The 22,802-nt window shown below is 61.5% G+C and carries 22 protein-coding genes; 5 read left to right on the top strand and 17 right to left on the bottom strand.

Annotated elements, in window-relative coordinates:
• Positions 1-12 precede the first annotated feature (12 nt).
• From D3870_RS17065 to D3870_RS17050, 4 genes are all read right to left on the bottom strand, one after another.
• Complete coding sequence (locus D3870_RS17065) at positions 13-1,071, bottom strand: branched-chain amino acid ABC transporter permease (RefSeq protein ID WP_119740954.1); 1,059 nt, start codon at positions 1,069-1,071, stop codon at positions 13-15.
• A 389-nt stretch (positions 1,072-1,460) separates the two neighbouring features.
• A complete protein-coding gene (locus tag D3870_RS17060; protein WP_199710791.1) occupies positions 1,461-2,357 on the bottom strand; it encodes a branched-chain amino acid ABC transporter permease in 897 nt (298 codons plus the stop codon).
• 447 nt (positions 2,358-2,804) lie between these two features.
• Positions 2,805-3,599, bottom strand: coding sequence for an ABC transporter ATP-binding protein (locus D3870_RS17055; protein ID WP_119740950.1), 795 nt, complete (start codon positions 3,597-3,599; stop codon positions 2,805-2,807).
• 16 nt (positions 3,600-3,615) lie between these two features.
• Positions 3,616-5,574, bottom strand: a complete 1,959-nt coding sequence (locus D3870_RS17050) for an AMP-dependent synthetase/ligase (protein WP_119740948.1) — start codon at positions 5,572-5,574, stop codon at positions 3,616-3,618.
• Between the two features lie 447 nt (positions 5,575-6,021).
• Here D3870_RS17050 and D3870_RS17045 point away from each other — a divergent pair, with 447 nt between their 5' ends.
• Positions 6,022-6,708, top strand: coding sequence for a Crp/Fnr family transcriptional regulator (locus D3870_RS17045; RefSeq protein WP_119740946.1), 687 nt, complete (start codon positions 6,022-6,024; stop codon positions 6,706-6,708).
• A gap of 69 nt (positions 6,709-6,777) precedes the next feature.
• Entirely contained in the window at positions 6,778-7,521 is a 744-nt protein-coding gene (locus D3870_RS17040; RefSeq protein ID WP_119742282.1) for an MgtC/SapB family protein, read from the top strand.
• Positions 7,522-7,591: 70 nt separating this feature from the next.
• Here D3870_RS17040 and D3870_RS17035 read toward each other — a convergent pair whose 3' ends face one another.
• Both D3870_RS17035 and D3870_RS23095 read right to left on the bottom strand, forming a co-directional pair.
• Positions 7,592-8,452, bottom strand: a complete 861-nt coding sequence (locus D3870_RS17035) for a DMT family transporter (RefSeq protein ID WP_119740944.1) — start codon at positions 8,450-8,452, stop codon at positions 7,592-7,594.
• A 131-nt stretch (positions 8,453-8,583) separates the two neighbouring features.
• A complete protein-coding gene (locus D3870_RS23095) occupies positions 8,584-10,284 on the bottom strand; it encodes a methyl-accepting chemotaxis protein (RefSeq protein WP_119740942.1) in 1,701 nt (566 codons plus the stop codon).
• Between the two features lie 235 nt (positions 10,285-10,519).
• On the opposite strand from D3870_RS23095, the gene D3870_RS22155 reads away from it, so the two are divergent.
• Positions 10,520-10,855 carry a hypothetical protein gene (locus tag D3870_RS22155; protein ID WP_147375817.1) on the top strand — a complete coding sequence of 112 codons (336 nt, stop codon included), beginning with the start codon at positions 10,520-10,522 and terminating at the stop codon, positions 10,853-10,855.
• Between the two features lie 28 nt (positions 10,856-10,883).
• On the opposite strand, the gene D3870_RS17020 is transcribed toward D3870_RS22155, so the two are convergent.
• The 11 genes from D3870_RS17020 to D3870_RS16970 all read right to left on the bottom strand — a co-directional run bounded on the left by D3870_RS17020 (position 10,884) and on the right by D3870_RS16970 (position 21,533).
• Positions 10,884-11,720 carry an ABC transporter substrate-binding protein gene (locus tag D3870_RS17020; protein WP_119740939.1) on the bottom strand — a complete coding sequence of 279 codons (837 nt, stop codon included), beginning with the start codon at positions 11,718-11,720 and terminating at the stop codon, positions 10,884-10,886.
• A gap of 38 nt (positions 11,721-11,758) precedes the next feature.
• Positions 11,759-12,442, bottom strand: a complete 684-nt coding sequence (locus tag D3870_RS17015) for an energy-coupling factor ABC transporter ATP-binding protein (protein ID WP_119740937.1) — start codon at positions 12,440-12,442, stop codon at positions 11,759-11,761.
• Positions 12,439-13,146 carry an ABC transporter permease gene (locus tag D3870_RS17010; RefSeq protein WP_119740935.1) on the bottom strand — a complete coding sequence of 236 codons (708 nt, stop codon included), beginning with the start codon at positions 13,144-13,146 and terminating at the stop codon, positions 12,439-12,441. Before D3870_RS17010 ends, D3870_RS17015 begins: the two co-directional genes overlap by 4 nt.
• A 96-nt stretch (positions 13,147-13,242) precedes the next feature.
• Entirely contained in the window at positions 13,243-14,085 is an 843-nt protein-coding gene (locus D3870_RS17005) for a formate dehydrogenase accessory sulfurtransferase FdhD (protein WP_119740933.1), read from the bottom strand.
• A 222-nt stretch (positions 14,086-14,307) separates the two neighbouring features.
• Complete coding sequence (locus D3870_RS17000) at positions 14,308-14,688, bottom strand: hypothetical protein (protein WP_242490015.1); 381 nt, start codon at positions 14,686-14,688, stop codon at positions 14,308-14,310.
• Positions 14,685-15,863: a formate dehydrogenase subunit gamma gene (locus tag D3870_RS16995; RefSeq protein ID WP_119740932.1), complete on the bottom strand. Its 1,179-nt coding sequence runs from the start codon at positions 15,861-15,863 to the stop codon at positions 14,685-14,687. The genes D3870_RS17000 and D3870_RS16995 overlap by 4 nt, the downstream gene beginning before the upstream one ends.
• Before the next feature lie 19 nt (positions 15,864-15,882).
• Positions 15,883-16,122, bottom strand: a complete 240-nt coding sequence (locus D3870_RS16990; RefSeq protein ID WP_119740930.1) for a hypothetical protein — start codon at positions 16,120-16,122, stop codon at positions 15,883-15,885.
• A complete protein-coding gene (gene fdh3B, locus D3870_RS16985; RefSeq protein WP_119740927.1) occupies positions 16,119-16,784 on the bottom strand; it encodes a formate dehydrogenase FDH3 subunit beta in 666 nt (221 codons plus the stop codon). Before fdh3B ends, D3870_RS16990 begins: the two co-directional genes overlap by 4 nt.
• Positions 16,785-16,814: 30 nt before the next feature.
• Complete coding sequence (locus tag D3870_RS16980) at positions 16,815-19,778, bottom strand: formate dehydrogenase subunit alpha (protein WP_119740925.1); 2,964 nt, start codon at positions 19,776-19,778, stop codon at positions 16,815-16,817.
• Between the two features lie 24 nt (positions 19,779-19,802).
• Positions 19,803-19,997, bottom strand: coding sequence for a hypothetical protein (locus D3870_RS16975; protein WP_119740923.1), 195 nt, complete (start codon positions 19,995-19,997; stop codon positions 19,803-19,805).
• Between the two features lie 390 nt (positions 19,998-20,387).
• The gene (locus D3870_RS16970) at positions 20,388-21,533 is read right to left on the bottom strand and encodes a baeRF3 domain-containing protein (RefSeq protein WP_119742278.1); all 1,146 of its coding nucleotides are present in this window, start codon (positions 21,531-21,533) and stop codon (positions 20,388-20,390) included.
• A gap of 412 nt (positions 21,534-21,945) precedes the next feature.
• Here D3870_RS16970 and D3870_RS23260 point away from each other — a divergent pair, with 412 nt between their 5' ends.
• Positions 21,946-22,239 carry a methyltransferase family protein gene (locus tag D3870_RS23260; RefSeq protein ID WP_422879670.1) on the top strand — a complete coding sequence of 98 codons (294 nt, stop codon included), beginning with the start codon at positions 21,946-21,948 and terminating at the stop codon, positions 22,237-22,239.
• A 43-nt stretch (positions 22,240-22,282) separates the two neighbouring features.
• Entirely contained in the window at positions 22,283-22,795 is a 513-nt protein-coding gene (locus tag D3870_RS16960) for a nucleoside deaminase (RefSeq protein ID WP_119740921.1), read from the top strand.
• Positions 22,796-22,802: the final 7 nt, after the last annotated feature.

The raw sequence follows: 22,802 nt of genomic DNA, 5'->3' as shown, positions 1-22,802 counted from the left end.
TCCATTGCGGATTCAATACGGGAACGGCCACAGCCGCAGCTTCTCCTTCGCGATCTGCCACAGCCGCGCCAGTCCGTGCGGCTCGACGATCAGGAAGAAAATGATCAGCGCGCCGAACACCATCAATTCCAGATTCGACGCAACCGAGGTCGGCAGCCCCAGCGCATGCGCGAACATGTTCAGCCAGATCGGCAGCAGCACGATGAAGGCGGCACCGAGGAAGGAGCCGAGGATCGAACCGACGCCGCCGATGATGATCATGAACAAGATGCGGAACGACAGATCGAGGCTGTACGCTTCCGGTTCCACCGTGCCGAGATAGGCATACGCATACAGCGCGCCGGCCACGCCGCAATAGAAGGAACTGACCGCGAACGCCAGCAGCTTGGTGCGCATCGGGCGAAAGCCGATCACCTCCGCCGCCACATCCATGTCGCGCACCGCCATCCACGAGCGACCGACGTTGCTGCGGATCATGTTCTTCGCCAGCACCGCCATCACGCAGACGATGCCGAGCGTCAGCAGATACTTGCTGGCCGGCGTGTCGAAGCTGTAACCGAAGATCGTGATCTTCTGCGCGGTGATCACGCCGGAGGAACTGTAGTTGGTGAACCAGCGGATCTTGGTCAGGCACCACACCACGAAGAACTGCGTCGCCAGCGTCGCCGCCGCCAGATAGAAGCCGCGGATGCGCAGCGAGGGCAGGCCGAACACGATGCCGACCGCCGCCGCGCATAACCCGCCGAGAATGAAGGCGACCAGCACCGGAATGCCGGGCACGCGCAGGATGAAGTTGTAGGCGGCGAACGCGCCGACCGCCATGAAGGCCGCCGTCCCCAATGACAATTGCCCTGCATAGCCGGTCAGGATGTTGAGCCCGAGCGCGGCCAGCGCAAAGATCAGGAAGGGAATCAGGATCGCGGAAAAGGCGTAGGGCGACGCGATGAGCGGCACCACCAGGAAGGCGAAGGCGAGCAGCGTCGCGATGCCGATGCGATCCTGGCGGATCGGCAGGATCTGGCTGTCGGCTTGATACGTTGTCTTGAACTGGCCTGCTTCACGGTAGAACATGTTTTGCCTTCCTGAAGTGTTGCAATTTGCCTGTCATACGTTTGCAGGTATTGATTCCCTCCCCTTCAAGGGGAGGGCTAGGGTGGGGATGGGTGGAACACGACTGCTCGAACCCATCCCCATCCCCCTTGCAGGGCGCATCTGCGTCTGCAGACGCAGATCGTTCCGCAGGCGGACGACATGTCGTCCGAATTCCCTGCTGCACCCTTCCCCTTGAAGGGGAAGGAGATCCTGACGCGATCACCACCTGAACTTCTGACGCATGAATAAACGACACCGGGTTCCCCCTTGCACGGCGCGTTTGCGCCTGCAGGCGCAAACCGTTCCGCAGGCGGGCAGCATGCTGCCCGAATCCCCTGCTACACCTTTCGCCGGAATCGCCAACATTCTTAAATCCGCCGAATGATCCTCTCGCCAAACAAGCCTTCCGGCCGCACCAGCAAAAACAGCAGCGCCAGCACGTACGGGAACCAGCCCTCGATGCCGCCGCCCACCATCGGTCCGATATACACCTCCGCCAGTTTCTCCGACGCGCCGATGATCAGGCCGCCGACGATCGCGCCCGGCACCGAGGTGAAGCCGCCGAGGATCAGCACCGGTAATGCCTTCAATGCGACGAAGGTCAGCGCGAACTGCACGCCGTTGCGCGCCCCCCACAGCAGCCCGGCCACCAGCGCGACGAAGCCGGCCACCGCCCACACGATGCCCCAGATCTGCTGCAGCGGAATGCCGACCGCCAGCGCCGCCTGATGGTCGTCGGCCACGGCGCGCAGCGCACGGCCGATCTTGGTTTTGGAGAAAAAGAGTGCGAGGCCCGTGACCAGTGCCGCGCAGATCACGGCGGCGGTGACGTCGAACTGTGAAATCGAAATATTGAAGTTGTCCAGCAGGGACTGGATCGGCACGTCCTCGATGCCGATGTCGAGTTGGTGCACTTGCGAGCCCCACATCAGTTGCGCCAGGCCTTCGATGAAGAAGGTGAGGCCGATGGTGGCCATGAAAAGCGTGATCTCGGGCTGGTTGACCAGCGGGCGCAAGACGATTCTTTCGGTGGCGAGGCCGAGCAGGACCATCACGGCCATCGTCAGGGGGATCGCGATCCACAAGGACACGTTGAATTTGGTGGAGATGCCGACGCAGGTCAATGCGGCGAAGAAGACCATCGCGCCCTGGGCGAAGTTGAAGACGCCGGAGGCTTTGTAGATGAGGACAAAGCCGAGGGCGACGAGGGCGTACATGACGCCTGCGAGGAGGCCGCCGATGAGTACTTCGAAGAAGAAACTGATGTTCATGCGTGGGTCCTGGTCAGCTGCTTTAAGGTTGCTGCGCTGTCTTTGCAGTGCGGCTGCTATGTGCCTCGTTCATTGCATAACAATGCTGTTCCTTCGTGGAGACAAGCCGGGGGTGGCCCAGCAGCCAGTCACTTTTCTTGTCTCGCCAAGAAAAGTAACCAAAAGAAGGCGACCGCACAGCCGCTGCCCCTTCGGGGTTCCCGAAAAGTTGACTGACAAAGTGGGAAGCGAAACCAACTCGCCCTGCGGGCTCAGACATGTTTCGCTTCTTTTTCCACTTTGCCAGTCAACTTTTCGGCAGCGTCACAGCGGAACTGCCAAAGCTCCCGGCACTACCGGTTCGCGCTTGGCTTGCAACGTCAATCATTTGCATTCTTGAAAATTCACCGCGGCCTGTCATTCCGAGCGCAGCGAGGAATCTCTCAGCCGCTGCCAACAACCTCAATGCGCCACCCCTAGATACGCATTGATCACATCCTGATTCCCGCGCACCTCGTCCGGGGTGCCATCCCCGATCTTCTTGCCGTAGTCCAGCACCACCACCCGATCCGAGATATCCATCACCACGCCCATGTCGTGTTCGATCAGCACGATGGTGGTGCCGAACTGGTCGTTGACGTCGAGGATGAAGCGGCACATGTCCTGTTTTTCCTCGACGTTCATGCCGGCCATCGGCTCGTCGAGCAGCAGGATTTCCGGCTCCGCCGCGAGTGCACGGCCCAGTTCCACGCGCTTCTGCAAGCCGTAGGGCAGGCGGCTGACCGGCGTCTTGCGGATGTGCTGGATTTCAAGGAAGTCGATGATCTGCTCGACCTTCTTGCGGTGTTCGATTTCCTCCTTCTGTGCCGGGCCCCAGTACAGCGCCTGCAGCAGGAAGTTGCATTTCATCTTGAGATTGCGGCCGGTCATGATGTTGTCGAGCACCGACATGCCCTTGAACAGCGCGATGTTCTGGAAGGTGCGCGCGATGCCGCTCTTGGCCGCGGCGTAGGTGTCCATGTCCTTGCGGTGCTCGCCGCGATAGGTGATCTTGCCCTGCTGCGGGCGGTACACGCCGTTGATCACGTTCAGCATCGAGCTCTTGCCTGCGCCGTTCGGGCCGATGATGGCGCGGATTTCGTGCTTGCGCACGTCGAAGGAAATGTCGGTCAGTGCCTTCACGCCGCCGAACGCGAGCGAGATGTTCTGCAAGTCGAGGATCACGTCGCCGATCTTGCGGGTGCTGGTCATGGTCATCTTGTGTCCTGGTCGATCAGGCGGCCTGCTTCACCGAGGCAAATGTTTTCACGTCAAGAATGCGCAGGTCGGCTGCCACCATGCCTTGCCGTCCATCCTCGAACTTCACCTGCGTCTCGATGTACTGCGAGGTCTTGCCGGAATACAGCGCATCGATCAGGGCGTGGTACTTGTCGGCGATGAAGCGGCGCCGCACCTTGCGCGTGCGCGTCAGTTCGTCGTCGTCCGGGTCCAGCTCCTTGTGCAGCACGAGGAAGCGATGGATCTGCGTGCCGCTCATCAGTGCCTCGCCGGCGAGGTCCGCGTTCACCTTTTCGATGCATTCGGCGATCAGATCGTAGGTTTCCTTCTTGGCCGCCAGGTCGGTGTAGCCGGCGTAGGCGATGCCGCGCCGCTCGGCCCAGTTGCCGACCGCTTCCATGTCGATGTTGATGAAGGCGCACACGCGGTCGCGCTCGCTGCCGAAGGCGACCGCTTCCTTGATGAAGGGGAAGAACTTCAGCTTGTTCTCGATGTAGTTCGGCGCAAACATGTCGCCGCTCGACATGCGCCCGACGTCGGCTGCGCGATCGATGATGCGCAGATGGCCTTCGCTGTCGAAGATGCCGGCGTCGCCGGTGTGGAAGTAGCCGTTGGCGTCGATCACTTCCGCCGTTGCATCCGGCCGCTTGTAATACTCCTTGAGCATGGCGGGCGACTTGACCAGCACTTCGCCGTTGTCGGCAAGCGCCACTTCAACGCCCGGCGCGGGCAGGCCGACGCTGTCGAACTTGATGTTGCCGTCGGGTTGCAGGCAGACATAGGCGCAGGTTTCGGTCGAGCCGTACAGCTGCTTCAGGTTGACGCCGATCGAGCGGTAGAAGCGGAACAGGTCGGGGCCGATGGCCGCGCCTGCCGTGTAGGCGACCCGCACGCGAGACAGGCCCAGCACATTCTTCAGCGGGCCGTAGACCAGCAGCTTGCCCAGACCATACTGGATGCGGTCCATCAGGCCGACCGGCTTGCCGTCGAGAATGTCGGAGCCGACACGGCGCGCGACGTCCATGTAATGCCGGAACAGCTTGCGCTTGAGCGCGCTCGCGTCTTCCATGCGGATCATCACCGTGGTCAGCATGTTCTCGAAGATGCGCGGCGGCGCGAAGTAATAGGTCGGGCCGATTTCACGCAGGTCGGTCATCACCGTGTCGCCCGATTCCGGGCAGTTGACGGTGAAGCCCGCCACCATTGCTTGCGCAAAGGAAAACAGGTGATCGCCGACCCACGCCATTGGCAGGTAGGACAGGATGTCGTCGTCCGCCGTCAGTTTGTCGAAACCGACGCCGCCGATGCCGGCCGCGATCATTGCCGCATGTGTCTGGCACACGCCTTTCGGCTTGCCGGTGGTGCCCGAGGTGTAGAGCATGATGGAGACATCGCTGCCCTTGCCGGCATTGACTTCGTGCATGAAGAAATCGGGATTGGCCTTGTCGAACTCGCGCCCGAGTTGCTGTACTTGCTCATACGAATTGAGTTCCGGCTGCGCGTAATGCCGCATGCCGCGCTCGTCGTCGTACACGATATGGGAAATGCGCGCGAGCGACTGCTTGATCTCGAACAGCTTGTCGACCTGCTCCTGGTCTTCCACCACGGCAAAATCGATTTCGGCGTCGTCCAGCACATACGCCATGTCGGCCGCCGGCGCATCCTGGTACAGCGGCACCGGCACGCCGCCCAGACATTGCGCTGCCGCCATCGCCCAGTACAGGCGCGGCCGGTTGTCGCCGATGATGGCAAGGTTCATGCCGCGCTTGAAACCCATCGCGGCCAGACCGCAGGCCAGCGCGCGCACCTCGTCGGCGACCTGCGCCCAGCTCCAGGTTTGCCAGATGCCCAGATCCTTTTCGCGGAAAGCCGGTTTGTCCGGCCTGGCCTGCGCGTGCTGCAGCAGGATGCGCGGAAAGGTCTGCGCCGCTGCGTCTCGTGTCTCGTCCGCCATCGTCCCACTCTTTCTTTAACAGGCGTTCAACCAGTAAAAAAACCAGCAGCAGAATCTTTTGGAGAGACGCGGGGCCCTTGATCCCGATTCAAGGGTTGCAGGGCAATATTGCGCCGTCTGTATCGACGGCTGCGAGATGCGCTTACAATGTCTCCGTAGTTCTTTTTCTCAGAATAGTAGACAGCAGTTCTTGCACATGCTGTCATTTGACTGACAATTTACCTCTATTTTTCCTGCATGCGAATAGGTGAATAAGGCCTAGTGTCCTGAGTTGGAAATTCGTTGCAAATAAAAGTGATGAAATCGCGACGAGACAAGGAAAAAAGCGCAGCAAGGCCGAGGCCTTGCGAGCATTTTTGACGCGGTATCGGTGCGATTCTCGTCATCTTTTATGCAGCGAATTTCGAATTCAGGACACTAGCATGCAAAGGGGCTGACGCGCGCACAATGACATCAAACAAGCCGCTGTTCAAGGAATTGTTGCGCCAGACGATCTGGGCCAGACAGCTCACCGCCGAGCAGATGGCGCGGGTGGAAGCCGACACGGTCGAGCAATTCGTGCCCAAGGGTGGATTCGTGTGCCGCAAGGGCGAGATGGTCGACAGCTGGATCGGCGTGGTCGACGGCTTGATCAAGATCAACAACTTCTCGCCGGAAGGAAAATCCGTCACTTTCGCCGGCGTGCCGGCCGGCGGCTGGATCGGCGAAGGCACGCTGCTCAAGAACGAATGCCGCAAGTACGACGTGACCGCGCTGCGCGACAGTCGCATTGCGCGCATGCCGCGCCATACCTTCATGTGGCTGCTTGACAGCAGCCTGCCGTTTTCCCGCTTTCTGCTGATGCAGCTCAACGAGCGCCTCGGCCAGTTCATCGGCATGGTCGAATTCGACCGACTGCTGGATGTCGATACCCGCGTTGCGCGCTGCCTGGCGCAACTGTTCAATCCGCATCTGTATCCCGGCACCGACAAGCTGCTGCAGATCTCGCAGGAAGAGGTCGGCTACCTGTCCGGCGCATCGCGCCAGCGCGCCAATCAGGCCCTGCAGGTGCTGGAGAAGGAAGGATTGCTGAAGGTCGATTACGGCGGCATCCACATTCTCGACCTTGAGGGACTGCGCAATTTTCGCGCGTGAGCGCCAGTCTGCCGAGCAGTCCATGCACAAACCATTTGAACCTCATTGATGGAAAAACTCACCGCCGATCTGCCCACCTGGGAGTCGCTCGCCGCGTTCTGGTCCGGCCCCGTCATCGCCACCAACCTCATCGTCTTCTTCAGCCTGTTCGGCGCGCTGCTGCTGGGCCTGCTGGTCGGCTACGAGCGTTCCTATCGCGGTCGCGCGGCGGGCATGCGCACCTACGGTCTGGTCTGCATGGCGTCGGCGGCACTGACGGTGATCGCCGGCTACCCGGGCTACTGGTATGGCGGTCAGGTGGTGGCCGGACTGGGTGCCGATCCGACCCGCATCATCCAGGGCATCGTGACCGGCATCGGCTTCCTCGGTGCCGGCGTGATCATGAAGGAGGGCCTGAACATCAGCGGGCTGACCACGGCGGCATCGATCTGGGTGGCGTCGGTGATCGGCGTGCTGGTCGGCATCGGATTTTTCCTGTCGGCGATGCTGCTTGCGCTCATGTCCGCCGTATGCATGATCTGGGTGCCGAAGGTGACCCACTGGCTGCCGTCGCGCCAGGCAATCGTGATCGTATTGCGCTTCAAGGCGGGCTTCGAACCGGATGAGGCGCGGCTGCGCCAAGCCGCATTCGCGCGCGGCTATGAAATCGCCAACGGCTCGATCTCGATTTCAGTGCAGAACGGCAAGGCAGAATGGCATTTCGTCGCCGTCGCGTTCGACAAGTTGAGCGGCGCACCGCTCAGTGAGCTGGCGCGCGAACTCAGCACCATGGAAGACGTGGAAAGCTTCAACCTGTCGCACGCGCGGAATTAGAAACGTTCCAACAGGATCGTCGGCAGGTGAAATCACAAGCGCGCGTCGCGACAAGACGACGCAACAAGAATCACTTCTTCCTGAGCGACAGGAACAGTCCGCTGACGATGAACAATGTGCCGCCGACGAGCGACAGCGTCAGCGGCTCGCCCAGGAGCAGCACCGCGAGGCTCACGCCGACGATCGGCATCAGCGCGGTGAACATCGACGCCTTCGCACCGAGCTGGCGCACCGCGAGATTGAACAGCAGGACCGATATCACACTGACCAGGATGCCCTGATACAGGACCTGGATCGTGATGGCCGTCGGGTCGAGTTGAAATACCGCGGTGCCGTGCATCAACAGATAGACCGGCACATACAGCAGGCTGCCGACCTGCACCAGGCTGACGACCGCGAGCGGCTCGGTATTCCAGCGCCGCATCAGCACGGTGTACAGCGACCACATCAGCGCAGCGCCCATGAACAGCAGATCGCCGCGCCATGCATCCGGATGCGCATTGCCGCTCGGTTGCAGCACCGCCCCCAGCTTGATCGACAGCACGCCGACGATCAGCATGCCCAGCCCGAGCATGGGCAGGCGATCGTTTCCGTCCAGCATGACGCGCGCGAGAATGGCGGTGAACAGCGGCGTGAAGGCGGGATAGATCAGCGAACTGTGCGTCGCCGGCGCCCACGTCAGGCCGCCGATCAGCGCCATGTTGTACAGCGGTCCGGCCAGCAGGATCAGTACGAGCGCACGCGGCCAGCCGATGCCGCATGCGTTCCACGCGCCGCGCCTGAAAAACAGTGGCAGCATCAACAGGCCGCTCGCCGCGAAGCGCAGCATGGTCAGATCGAAGGCAGTCAGCGAGGCGCGATAGCCGAAACTCGCGACGACAGGTTGCGCGCCCCAGATGAGCGCAACGGCCAGACCGTACAGAAATCCCATGGATGGAAGCTCGCTTCCCCGCTGCGCCGGCTTGACTGTCCGGCATGACTTGCAGGCAGGTGAGGGAGTTGCTTAAAAGAAAGCAACATTCTGCCATTCCCTGCGTGCACAGGGAATGGCATTCAGGAAAATCAGAACTCTTCCCAGTCGCCGCCATCCCTTGCGATGGCGGTCGACTTGCGGTCGGCCACGGCGGGCGTGGTGGATTTCGGTGGCGCAGCGCGCTTGGCTGCTGGCGCAGCCGATACCGCAACAGGGCGGGGCGTGATGACGGCCGGCACGGCCCCGTGCTTCAACTTGAACACCGCCACCGACTGCGCGAGGCTGCCGGCCTGGACGCGCATGCTGTCGGCTGCTGCCGCCGCCTGTTCGACCAGCGCCGCGTTCTGCTGCGTCATTTCATCCATCTTGGTGATGGCGTGATTGATTTCCTCGATGCCTGTGCTTTGTTCCTCGCCGGCGGCCGTGATCTCGCGCATGATGTCGGCCACGTGCGTGACCGAGGTGACGATCTCGCCCATGGTCTTGCCGGCTTCATCGACCAGCTTGCCGCCGGCATCGACCTTTTCCACGGAATCGTTGATCAACGTCTTGATTTCCTTGGCAGCACCGGCGGAGCGCTGCGCGAGGCTGCGCACTTCCGCCGCGACGACGGCAAAGCCGCGCCCCTGTTCGCCGGCGCGGGCCGCTTCGACTGCCGCATTCAGCGCGAGGATGTTGGTCTGGAATGCGATGCCGTCGATCACGCCGATGATGTCGACGATGCGGCGCGAGCTTTCCTTGATCGAACCCATCGTATCGACCACCTGGCCGACGACTGCGCCGCCCCTGGTCGCGTGATCGGAGGCCTTGATCACGAGCTGGTTGGCTTGCTGCGCGTTTTCCGCGTTCTGCCGCACGGTGCTGGTCAGCTGTTCCATCGAGGATGCGGTTTCCTGCAGCGCGCTGGCCTGCGTCTCGGTGCGCGACGACAGGTTGGCATTGCCGGCGGCGATTTCCTGCGATGCCTGGGTGATGGTGTCGGTGCCGGCGCGCACCTGGCTGACGGTTTCTTCCAGGCTGTCGTTCATGTCCTTGAGCGCCTGCAGCAGCTGGCCGGTTTCATCCTGCGAGGTGACTTCGACGCGAGCGGTCAGGTCGCCGCCGGCGACACGCTTGGCGATGCCGACCGCAGAGGTCAGTGGCCGCGCGATGCTGCGCGTGACCAGCAGGCCGACCAGCACCGCCAGCACGCCGGCGATCGATGCCAGCGCAAGCATCAGCAGACGTGCATTGCCCGCGACCGATTCGGCCTGCTTGCCGGCCTTTTCCATCAAGCCGCCCTCGAACTCGATCAGCTTGTCGAGCGCATCGAAATACTTCTGCTGGACCGGCGTGATCTCCGGCAGCGCGAGGTCGCGCGCCTGCTCGGTCTGGCCGTCCCTGATCAGTTTCAGGTAACTCGCCAGCATCGGCGTGTATTTCTCGCGCGCCTCGATGACGTTCTTGATCAGCAGGTTTTCTTCTGCGGAACGCTCGGTTTTTTCAAAGCGGGTGAAGGTATCGGCGACGAGTTTGCCGGATTTCTCGATCGCGGCCAGTTCGGCATCGACTTCAGCCGCGGTATTGACGAACAGCACGTTGCGCATGCTGCGCGAGGTATCGTTCAGCGCACCCTTGATGGTGTTGACCATCACGGTCTTGGGATAGAAGTCGCGCACCATGTCCTCGATGTCGCCGTTGATCTTGCTGATCTGCGTGACGCCGATGGCGGTTACCGCCAGCATCAGCAGGATTACCAGACCGAACCCGATGGACAGACGCTGACCGATTCTCAAATTGCTGAACTTCATGATCTCCCCCGACTTGCCAGAAAATGTGATGGACCGTTTGCATATGCGGAAATGCGATATGTATAAATGTAATTATTGTTTTTTCAATCATAGCGGCAAAACAACTATTTGCAGAATGAAATTTCCTTGTGGAAATGTCTGATGCAATAAATGTTCCTGATAAGGAAAACCCACGCGAACCGGCTTTGCGCACAGATGTCAAAACGGATATAGGTCCCCTTTTCGCGAGGTATCCATGAAAAGCAAATCAGGTCTGTATCTGGCTTCCCTGTTGTGCGCATTGATGTTGGGTGCATGTCAAAAGGCAAGTGACCCACCCAAGCCGGCAGCGGCGGATTCCGGTTCAGCCGCGGCACCGCCATCAGTAGCCGCGCCGCCGAGTGCGATGCCGCCATCGGATGCGCAGATCAAGCCGGAAGCTTCCGGTGCACCAAAAAGCGGAGATTCGAACAACCCGACCCAAGCCAGCCCATCCACCCTGAGCCAGGAACAGGAAAAGACGGCAATGCCGTTGCCGGGGCAGCCGAACAGCCATTCGGTGCCGGACAGCACCGGCGAGAAAAAGAATTGAGTTGAGCGGAAGTTGGCAGTCGTCCGTGTCAGCGCGGCACGCCGCCGGCTGAGGGAAAGAACAGCTGCTGGCCATCGACCTTGAACGCGGCGATCTTCTTCTGGCCCGCGTCCGAGGTGAGCCACTCAATCAGCTGCATCGCGCCCTTGTAGTTGATGTCCTTGTACTTGGCCGGGCTGACCGCGATGATGCCGTAGGGATTGAACATCTTCGGGTCGCCCTCGATCGCAATCGCCAGTCCGGTCTTGGCGCGGTAGGCGATATAGGTGGCGCGGTCGGTCAGCGTGTAGGCCTGCAGTTCCGCCGCCATCGTCAACACTTCCCCCATGCCGAGGCCGGCCGAGACATAGGCGCTGCCGGTCGGCTTGGCGCCGATTTCCTTCCAGTACGCCTGCTCCATCTGGTCGGTGCCGGAATTGTCGCCGCGCGAGATGAAGCGCGCCTTCGCATCGACGATCTTCTTCATGGCATCCAGCGCGCTCTTCATGCCCTTGATGCCGGCCGGATCGCTGGCCGGGCCGACGATGATGAAGTCGTTGTACATCACGTCGCGCCGGTTCACGCCGTGGCCTTCGGCCACGAACTTGTCCTCGGACGGACGGGCGTGCACCAGTGTCACATCGACGTCGCCATTCTTCGCCAGTTCGAGCGCCTTGCCGGTACCGACAGAGATGACCTGCACTTTCAGTTTTGATTGCGCCTCGAATTCCGGCAGGAGAAAGGTCAGCAGGCCGGAGTTCTCGGTGCTGGTGGTGGTGGACAGGCGCAGCACCTGTTGCGCGAAGGCGGACGAGGTACACAGCAGCAGGGCGACGGCTACGGCAAAAAGGCGGGACAAAATGCTTCGGTTACTTGCGTGTTGCATGTAGGTCTCCTCTTGGTGGTTGAATCAATCGATGTCGTTCAGGCCAGGCGCATCCGGTTCTGGCGCGCCTGCAGGCGTCCGTCGCGCAGCTTCAGCCGCTGCACGCCGGGCAGCGCGATCAGGTCGCGGTCATGACAGGCCATGATGATGCTGCTGCCCGATTCGAGCAGGGTCGGGATCAGGCCGATCACCTGTTCGCGCGCCTCGCCGTCGAGGCTGGAGGTCGGCTCGTCCAGCAGCAGCAGCTTCGGCTCCAGCACCTTCGCGCGCGCCAGCGCGACGCGCTGCTTTTCGCCGCCCGACAGGGTCAGGGGCCTGCTGTCGCGCAGGTGCGTCACGCCGGCCCATTCCATCGCTCCTTCCGTGCGGCGCACGATCTCCGCCTTCGTCATCCCGCGCGCGCTCAAGCCGTATGCAATGTTGTCCGCCACGCTGGTCGAGAACATGATCGGATGCTGGTGCACATACACCACCGCTTCGCGCATCGCGCGCGGATAGGGCGTCAGCCGCACCGGCTGGTCGAGGAAATGCGCCGCCTCGACCTCGGCCGTTTCCAGCCCGGCGAGTATGCGCAGCAGCGTGCTCTTTCCGGCGCCGTTCAGGCCGGTCAATACGTATGCGCTGGCTGCGCAGATGGTGAGCGCCTCGATGTCGAACAGCGGCCGTTCGCCGTAGCTTTTGCGCAGGTGGCGCAGGGTCAGCAGCGGCGTCGTTGTCGTCACGAGATGCCCCTCGCCGCGCGCGGATCGCCTTGCACCATCACCAGCATCGCATTGATCAGGAGCGCGATGGCGACCAGCACGATGCCCAAGGCAATGCCCTGCGCGAATTCTCCCTTGCTGGTCTGCAAGGCGATCGCCGTCGTCATGGTGCGTGTCTCGCCGGCGATATTTCCGCCGACCATGATGGCGCATCCCACTTCGGAAATGACGCGGCCGAAGCCGCTGATCACCGCCGCCATCACGCCGAAGCGCACTTCATGCAGCACGGTGCGCATCACGCGCCAGCGTGATGCGCCGAGCGTGATCGCCGTTTCGGCGAGCCGCAGATCGGCTGCCTGCACCGCCGCCAATGCAAACGCGGTCAGGACCGGCAGCACGATCAGTATCTGTCCGGCGATGATGCCCGATTGCGAAAACAGCCAATGCAGCCCGCCCAGCGGCCCCTGCCGCGACAGCACGAGATACAGCAGCAGGCCGATCAGCACCGTCGGCAGCGACAGCGAGGCCTGGGTCAGCCAGATGAGAATGCGTCTGCCGGAAAAGGAATGGGTCGCGATCAGGTAGCCGGCGACGACGGCGGGCGGTGTGGCGAGGATCAGCGCAACGAAGGAAGTCTTGAGTGACACCCAGATGATTTGCCATAGCGAAGGATCGCCCGACAAGAGCAGAAGGAACGCATCTCGAATGGCCTGGAGCAGGTGCATGAGGGTGGGCGCGGGTCCGACTGTGACAATGCATATATTGCCAGAGATTCGGGAAAGGGGATCAGCGGCGGGATGGCCGGCACATCCATTGCCGGATCAGGCGATCTTCAACATGTCCACCAGCTCTGTCTCCAGCACGAGCCGCTCCTTGCCCGTCAATAAAAGAAAATGCTTGCCCGTGCAGCGGGCGAACAGCGACATGCCGAGCTTGTCGGCGACCATGTGCCCCATCTGCGTGGTGCCGGAGCGCGACAGGAGAAACGGGATGCCCATCTGCGCGCCCTTGATCACCATTTCCGAAGTCAGGCGGCCGGTGGTGTAGAACACCTTGTCCTCGCCGGCGATATCGTCCAGCCACATCTTGCCGGCGATGGAATCGACCGCGTTGTGGCGGCCCACGTCCTCGACGAAATACAGCATTTCGCCGTCCGCCGAAAACAGCGCGCAGCCGTGCACCGAGCCGGCCTGCTTGTAGATCGACTGCTGGGTGCGAATGGTGTCGACGATCTTGTACACCGTCGATTGCCTCAGGCGCGCATCGGACGGCAGCACGATGTTCTCGATCTCATCCATCAGGCTGCCGAACACCGAGCCCTGGCCGCAGCCGGTCGTCACCACCTTTTTGGCGGTGCGCTCCTCGATGTTCGCGATGCCGCCATGCGTCCTGACCGCGACCGCCTCGACGTCCCAGTCGACATGAATGGAATGGATGTCCTCGACCGAGCGCACCAGTCGCTGATTGCGCAGGTAGCCGAGCGTCAGCGCCTCGGGCGCGCCGCCCAGCGTCATCAGCGTCACCAGTTCGCGCTTGTCGACATAGACCGTCAGCGGCCGTTCAGCGGGGATGGAAATGATCGAGAGCCTGCCGCGTTCGTCCATCACCTCGACCTGTTGCGTCAAGTGAATCGTCGTGTTGGAGAGCTGAGGGCGGCGTGGCATGCGATGGCTGTCGTGTTCCGGTTGAGGCAGGTTAGTGTTCTGAATTCGAAATTCGCTGCATAAAAGATGACGAGAATCGCACCGATACCGCGTCAAAAATGCTCGCAAGGCCTCGGCCTTGCTGCGCTTTTTTCCTTGTCTCGTCGCGATTTCATCACTTTTATTTGCAACGAATTTCAAACTCAGGACACTAGCGATTCGCCTGCGCAATCATTTCTTCGCTTATTTCTTTGTCTCTGCGCCTGGCACCGCTTTGCCGGCGGCCGGGACGGGTTTGGCATCGGCGACGCCGACCTGCTGGCCGGCGACCAGCGCCAAATAGGGGCCGGGATCGGTACAGGACGTGTCGGCTTCCGGCTTCTGGTCGCCACCCTTGCTCTTCAGGTATTGCTCCGCGACCTTGTTTTGCGCCTTGCATAGCTGGAATGCGGCCACCTTGTCGCTCCATGTCGTCTTGTTCTTGGCTTCGTCCGCCTTCGCCTTGGCTTCCGGACTCGGGGCCGGTAATTTGGCGATGGCAGCGCCTGACATGGCCAGCGCCGTCAGTCCAAGCATCAGCCCGCGTGTCAGTCCGCGTGTCAGATCGTATCTCGGTTTTTTCATGCGCCTTTCTCCTTCAGATCGACCATCTTGCGGTCGCCTTCCTGCGACCGCACGCGCGGCACCTTGCCGCTCTGTACCTCTTCGTACCACAGGTCATGGTGTTCCCTGGCCCAGGTATCGTCCACGTAGCCGGTGCGCATCGCGCCGTACGCGCCTTCCATGCCGATCGTGCCCATGTAGATATGGCCGAGCGATACGGCCATGATCAGCACGGTGGCGATGATATGGATCACGTTGGCCACTTGCATGTTGCCGCGTGTGTATTCGATGCCCGGCACCAGCATGTCGAGCACGAAACCGGAGATGCTGACGATCAGGCTGAGGACGACCACGCCGCCCCAGAACCACAGCTTTTCACCGCCATTGAAGCGCCCGGCGTTGACATGGCCCTTGCCGATCGCGCCGCCCAGTCGGGCCAGCCATTTGACATCGACGGCGCGCGGCAGGTTGTCCTTCACGAACAGCAGGAAGACCACGATCACGGAGACGGTGAAGATCGGTCCGACGAAGTTGTGGATGGTTTTGGACCCGTAGGCCAGCCAGCCGAACAATGTGTGGCCGAACACCGGCATGAGCACGTACTTGCCGAACAGCATGATGATGCCGGTCAGCGCCAGCACGGTGAAGCTGATCGCCGTCGACCAGTGCGCGATGCGTTCGAAGGGCGTGAAGCGTTCGATCAGGCGGCCGGTTTTCGGGGCCTTCAGTTTGATCGGGCCGAAGATCAGATACGCGCCGAAGAAAGCTGCCGCCGCCACCAGCAGCACCCAGCCGCTGATCTGCGTCAGCGGGCCGTTGCGATACTGGCGCCATGCCTCGCCGGCGGTCGTCGCGCGCGCCTGCCCGGGGAATTGCTGCCTGGGCTGGATCAGCACGCCCGCTTCGGGATAGGGCAGGCTGGAATAGTTTTTCGTGCCTTCCACCACGGTGCGCCATACGGGCGCATTGTTGCCGGGTTGGTCGCGCGCGCGTTCGGCCTGGTTCTGCTGGAGGTAGCGGATATCGTCCGATTCGACGTTGGGCGCGGCGGCCGGCGCGGGCTGTGCGGGTTGCGTCGATGGCGCCGCTTGTGCCGCTGGTGCCGGCTTCGCCGTGTTGTCCTGCGCCATGACGGAGCCGGCAGACAGCGCCATGACTGCAATGCCGAGTACCAGGCTGGCAAACCGATTCTTCATGATGCTTCCCCTTGGCGGCTCAATTCGTCCTGACGTATTCGTTCTGGTTGAGCGAACGCGTACGCATCTGGCTTTCCCAGGAGGCCTTGTCGCCTGGCGTCCAGCCCTTGGCGACAAAGGGATCCTTTGCGCCCTTCCAGGCCGGCGTATCGCCCCGGTTGGTATTGGATGCCGATTGGGCCTGGTCGATTTCGCCGCAGCCGATGACCGAAGCCGCCGCCATGGCCAGCAGCAGAAAACGCAGAGAAGAGAGCCTCATGATTTTGTCCCGATCGTCCCGGTTGTCTGGTTCGTTCCGTTAGGCTTGTTGGGTGCCGTGGCGTCCGGATTGTGCGACTTGCCGTAGGCGGTGCCCCAGCCCCACACCTCGCTGCCCTTGCCGCGTCGCAAAACGCGCGTGCGCAAGATATCGGCAATGGTGTCGCCGTCGCCGCCCAGGAGCGCCTTGGTCGAACACATTTCCGCGCAGGCCGGCAGCTTGCCTTCGGCCAGGCGGTTGCGTCCGTATTTTTCGAACTCCGCCTTCGAGCCGCTTTCTTCCGGGCCGCCGGCGCAGAAGGTGCATTTGTCCATCTTGCCGCGCAGGCCGAACTGACCGTTGGACGGGAATTGCGGTGCGCCGAACGGGCAGGCATACGAACAGTAGCCGCAGCCGATGCAGGTGTCCTTGTTGTGCAGCACCACGCCTTCGTCGCTGCGGTAGAAGCAGTCGACCGGACACACCGCCATGCACGGCGCGTCCGAGCAATGCATGCAGGCGACCGAGATCGATTTTTCCTGCCCGACCACGCCATCGTTGACCGTGACCACGCGACGGCGGTTCACGCCCCACGGGACTTCATTCTCGTTCTTGCACGCGGTCACGCAGCTGTTGCATTCGATGCAGCGCTCCGCGTCGCAGATGAATTTCATTCGTGCCATTGTCGTGTCTCCTCAGACTCATGCCATCGATCAAGCCGTGAAGCGTTCGATATTGCAGATCGTCGTTTTCGTTTCCTGCATCATCGTCACCGAGTCGTAGCCGTAGGTGGTGGCGGTGTTGACCGCTTCGCCGCGCACGATCGGATACGCGCCTGCCGGGTAGCTCTCCAGCATGTCCTTGCCCTGCCACCAGCCGGAGAAATGGAAGGGAATGAACGCGGTGTCGGGGCCGACGCGCGGCGTCACCAGCGCCTTCACCTTCAGGCGCGCGCCGGTCGGTGTCGAGACGATGACGTACTCGCCGTCGCGAATGCCGCGGTCCGATGCCGCCTTCGGATTGATCTCGACGAAGTTATCCTGCTGCAGCTCGGCCAGCCAGGGATTGGAACGCGTCTCTTCGCCGCCGCCCTCGTACTCGACCAGCCGGCCCGAGGTCAGGATGATCGGGAATTTCTCGTACAGCTTGGCTTCGACATTCTTCTGCTGCACCGACTTGTACAAGGTCGGCAGGCGCCAGAAGGCCGTCTTGTCATCGTGCGTCGGATACTTCGCCACCAGGTCGGGCCGCGTGCCGTACAGCGGCTCGCGATGCAGCGGCACCGGGTCGGGGAAGTTCCACACCAGGGCGCGCGCCTTCGCATTGCCGAACGGATGCACGCCATGCACCTTCAGGCACACGCGCTGGATGCCGCCCGACAGATCGGTCTTCCAGTTCTTGCCTTCGGCCGCCTTCTTTTCCGCATCGGTCAGGTCGTTCCACCAGCCGAGTTTCTTCAGGAGGATGTGGTCGAATTCCGGGTAGCCGGTCGTGATGTCCGAGCCCAGCGAATGCGAGCCGTCTTCCGCCAGCAGATTGACGCCATCCCGCTCGACGCCGAAGTTGGCGCGGAAGTTGCCGCCGCCATCCATCACGTGCTGGTGCGTGTTGTACAGAACGTGCGTACCGGGGTGCTTCAGTTCCGGCGTGCCGTAGCACGGCCACGGCAGGCCGAAGTAATCGCCGGTCAGGTCGTAGCCGGTCTCCGCATCCTTGCCGCTCTTGCAGCGCAGCGTCTTCACATCGAACATCTGCATGTTCTTCATGTGCGCCTTCAGGCGTTCCGGCGACTGGCCGGTGTAGCCGATGGTCCAGCTGCCGCGATTGATCTCGCGCAGCATGTCTTCCGGTTCCGGCTCCATCATGCCGCCCTTGCCCGGCACCAGCTTGATCTTCGCCACCAGTTCCTTGCCGAAGCCGAGCTTCTCGGCGAACTGGTACATGATCATCTGGTCGGTGCGCGATTCGAACAGCGGTTCAATGACTTTTTCACGCCATTGCAGCGAGCGGTTCGACGCCGTCACCGAGCCGGAAGTCTCGAACTGGGTCGCCGCCGGCAGCAGATACACCGCGCGGTTCGGATTCAATTCCTGGTTATCCACCTTCATCGCCGCCATTGCCGCCGTCGCCGACGGATACGGATCGATCACCACCAGCAGGTCGAGCTTGTCCATCGCCTTCTTCATGTCGAGGCCGCGCGTCTGCGAGTTCGGCGCATGGCCCCAGAACAGCACGCCCTTGACGTTGCTGTCCTGGTCGATCAGATCGTTCTTCTCCAGCACCGCATCGACCCAGCGCGACACCGTGGTGCCGGACTTTTCCATCATCGCCTGCGACACGTACTGCTTCTTGATCCATTCGTAATCCACGCCCCATACCGCCGCCCAGTGCTTCCACGAGCCGGTGGCGAGTCCGTAGTAGCCGGGCAGCGAATCCGGATTCGGGCCGACGTCGGTCGCGCCCTGCACATTGTCGTGGCCGCGGAAGATGTTGGTGCCGCCGCCGGAGACGCCGACGTTGCCCAGTGCCAATTGCAGGATGCAGGAGGCGCGCACCATCGCGTTGCCGATCGTGTGCTGGGTCTGGCCCATGCACCAGACAACGGTCGACGGCTTGTTCTTCGCCATCGTTTCGGTGACCTTGAGCACTTCCGCTTCCGGCACGCCGCAGGCTTCTTCCACCTTGTCCGGCGTCCACTTCATCACTTCTTCCCTGACCTTGTCCATGCCGAAGACGCGGTCGTTGATGTACTGCTTGTCTTCCCAGCCGTTCTTGAAGATGTGGTACAGCATGCCGTACAGGAAGGGGATGTCGGAGCCGGAACGGATGCGCACGTACTGGTCCGCCTTGGCCGCCGTGCGGGTGTAGCGCGGATCGACCACGATCATCTTGGTGCCGGTTTCCTTCGCATGCAGCATGTGCAGCATCGACACCGGATGCGCCTCGGCGGCGTTGGATCCGATATACATCGCCGCCTTCGAATTCTGCATGTCGTTGTAGCTGTTGGTCATCGCGCCGTAGCCCCAGGTATTGGCCACGCCCGCGACGGTCGTCGAATGGCAGATGCGCGCCTGGTGATCGGTGTTGTTGGTGCCGTAGAAGGAAACGAACTTGCGCAACAGCGCCGACTGCTCGTTGTTGTGCTTGGACGAACCGATGAAGAACACGGCGTCGGGGCCGCTGGTCTTCTTGATGTCGATCAGCTTGGCGGAGATTTCATTCAGGGCCTGGTCCCAGCTGATGCGCTGGTACTTGCCGTTGACCAGCTTCATCGGATATTTCAGGCGGTATTCGCCGTGACCGTGCTCGCGCAGCGCCGCGCCCTTGGCGCAATGCGCGCCGAGATTGATCGGCGAATCGAACACCGGCTCCTGCCGCACCCACACGCCGTTTTCCACTATCGCATCGACCGCGCAGCCGACCGAGCAGTGCGTGCACACCGTGCGCCTGACCTCGATCTTGCCCGTGCCGGGCGCCTTGCCTTCATCGGCCGCACCGGCCTTGCGGATCAGCGACAGCTGGGTCGCGGCGATGCCCGCGCCGACCCCGATGCCGGAACGTTTCAGGAAAGTCCGGCGATCCATCGTCGGCAATGCGCGCGACAGCGTATCGGTCAAGCTGGAAGAGAAGCGATTGGGCGAGCGCTGGCCTGACTGGCCCTTGCGAGTCAACAGCATGGTTGTCCCCTCGACGGTTGACGGTTAGATGGTAGTCGTCCGGTAGTATTTCTTGATGTGTTCGGTCAGGCGATAGCCGTCACCCTCCGGTTCCTTCGAAGGGGCGGGAGTGCCCGACATGACAGATTTGGGAGATAGCTTGGCGGCAATGCCTGCCGCTGCAATCAAGCCGACGCCCGCGAAGAAGCTTCGGCGCGCGATTTTGCTTTGCTCTGCCATGGTTGTCTCCTAATGGGATAGGGCAGCAAGTAATCTGGGTTACTTTTTGTTTTTAATTTTTATAATCTTTTTCAACTTAGCACAATTTTTCAAGAATTACATGTTCATTCGACATGTTCATGGAATTAGATGGATTTTTGCCATTTTGTTTCGGCAAGGAGCAGAAGGCCATGATTTTTATGGCATTTCGTTGAAGTGAATCAAGTTGTCGCCTTCTCGTGCGCAAGGGCAAGTGCCGCTGCTGCGCTGCGTCATCGGCTTCATTGCCAGTTCGAGCACATGCCATCGTCGGGTCTTTTCCGCTTGCCGATGAAATCGTTTTTCGGAAACCGGCATGCCAACGAGGGCGCGGACATTGCGCCCGCGCCCTGTGCTGCTCCACAACGCAAATCAAAACCGATAGATCGCCGCCAGTCCGCTCTGCGTCGGCATGCGCGCCTTCGGCACGACCAGCACATTGCCGCCTTTCTTCAGGACTTCTTCCGCTACATCGTCCAGCAGATCGTCGATCTCGGGATGCGCCAGTTCGTCGAACGCGATGCGCGCGGTGGCGGCCTCCATCCGTCCTGGAATATGCCGCTCGGCCTCGACCAGCAGCGTCTCGACCCGGCCATGCACGGCCGCTGCGGCGACGTCGCTCAAATCATCATTGCTCTGTCCTTTCGCACGCGCGTTGTGGAATTGCTCGCCAAGCTGAACCAGATCGGCGGCATAGTCCGGTTCGACGGTCTGCCATGCGCGTGCGCGCAATGCGTCCGCATCGATCGCATCCGCGTTGATTTCGATGCCTTCCTTCATCAGGAACGGATTGTGGCTGACCCTGTGGAATAGCGCGTGGTACTGCGGCAGGGCGGCCAGCATCAGGGGCAGGCCGGAAGGCTTCGAGTAATGCTCGAGAATCGCGCGGTCGACGGCGCGGAAAAACTTTTCCGTTTCTGTATCGATCACATCGGTCTTCGCGCCGCGGCCGGTGTGCACCACCGAGCCGCGGCCGGGAACGGTGCCGTGCACGAGCGTGTCAGGCTGCGCGTCAATCTCGCCCGTCACATCCTGCATGGCCTGCGGCACATCCGCCGACAGCGCCACTTCATCGAGCATGTCGCGGTTGCCTTCGAACAGTTTCACGCCGTCCCGGTTCAATACCAGCACCTGATAGCGATCGGTCGACTGATAGATGCGCAAGAGCGGCTTGAGATGGAAACTGTCGGCCACGATGGCCAGCTCCGGTACCGGCCGTTGCAACTTGAAAACCTCAAAGCGTCCGCTGCCGCCAAATACCGCCAGACCGTCCAGCGCATGGTTCCAGAATTCCGTATTTCTCTCCAGCGCGTGAAACGGTTCCATCATGGCCCGCGTATCCTTGCCCCGGAATTTTTGCTGCAACGACAGTTCCATTTCCTTCAGCAGATTGCCATACCGGATCACATCCTGCGCATTGTCCGGATGCGATCGATGCGTCGGCTGATACAGCGACAGACATGGCGGTTCCTGGTCTGCAAGCAATGCAACCAGTACATCGCCGGGAAGGTGATTCATGCTGTTCTCCTTGTGAAATTCCGTGCGGAAAGCGCGAACGTGCCAGCACGGCATTCACAAGAACAGCCGCCTCCGGTACATTCATGCAGTGCGAGATTGCCGATATGTTTCAGATTGTCGGCAAGCCAGGTTAGAACCAGGCGGAACGGGAATGTTCCTCCTTTCCGGACAAGAGATGGCGACGCACAATGCCTGTCCGGCTGAATGTCCTCGTGAACCGCTTGTCGTTGCCCCTATGCGAATGATGAATTTCCTTGAACTGAAAATTCCGCCGCTTGTCGTCGCATTCATCTTCGCCGTCGGCATGTGGCTGCTGTCGCTGCTCGCGCCGTCGTTCCAGATGATGACTTCAATCCGCGTGGCGCTTGCAGTCGTTCTTGTTCTTGCCGGCATCGGCATTGCCCTGGCCGGGGTGGTGTCATTCAGGCGGGCCAGCACGACCGTCAATCCCGTCAGTCCGGGCGCGGCAACGTCGCTGGTCAGCGCAGGCATCTACGCCTTCACGCGCAATCCGATGTATCTCGGCTTCCTGCTCGGGCTGTCAGGCTGGGCCGTGTACCTGTCGAACGCGGCCGCATTTCTCGCATTGCCCTTCTTCGTGCTTTACCTCAACAGGTTTCAGATCGCACCGGAAGAACGCGCGCTGCAGACGTTGTTCGGTGGCGAATTTTCTGCGTACAGGGGCAGGGTGCGCCGCTGGATATGATGCGAGAGATGCGAGATTCGCCGCCCCTGCTGCATTGCCCTGCATGACTCGCATCACCGCCAAGGAGACAATCGTGTCCAAGCCTGAAGACCATCTTTCTCAGGCCATCCAGCTGGCTCTTGATAACGTGCAAACCCGGAAAGGCCGCCCCTTCGGCGCGGTGCTGGTCAAGGATGGACAGGTTGTCGCCACCGGCGTCAACACGGTGTTGTCCAGCCATGACCCCACGGCGCACGCCGAACTGCAGGCGATTCGCGAGGCGGCCCGCGCACAGGGCAGCCCGCGGCTTGACGGCCACGTCATGTACGCCAGCGGGCATCCATGCCCGATGTGTCTGGCCGCCATGTACCTGGCCGGCATCCGGCAGGTCTGTTACGCCTACTCGAATGAGGACGGCGAGCCGTACGGGCTTTCGACGCGGGAGCTCTATGCCGAACTTGCCAAACCGCTCGCCGCGCAGGCCATGCAGCTTTCCTATCTGCCGCTGCGCCCCGCCGGGCAGGAGCCGTATGAAGCCTGGCGGCAACTCAACACCGCGCCGCTGGCGAATTCTTGAGAGCATG

The sequence above is a fragment of the Noviherbaspirillum cavernae genome (assembly GCF_003590875.1).
Classification (GTDB): Bacteria; Pseudomonadota; Gammaproteobacteria; order Burkholderiales; family Burkholderiaceae_D; genus Noviherbaspirillum; species Noviherbaspirillum cavernae.
Note: the sequence above shows the minus strand (reverse complement) of the source record. Positions and strands in the feature narration are given on the sequence as shown.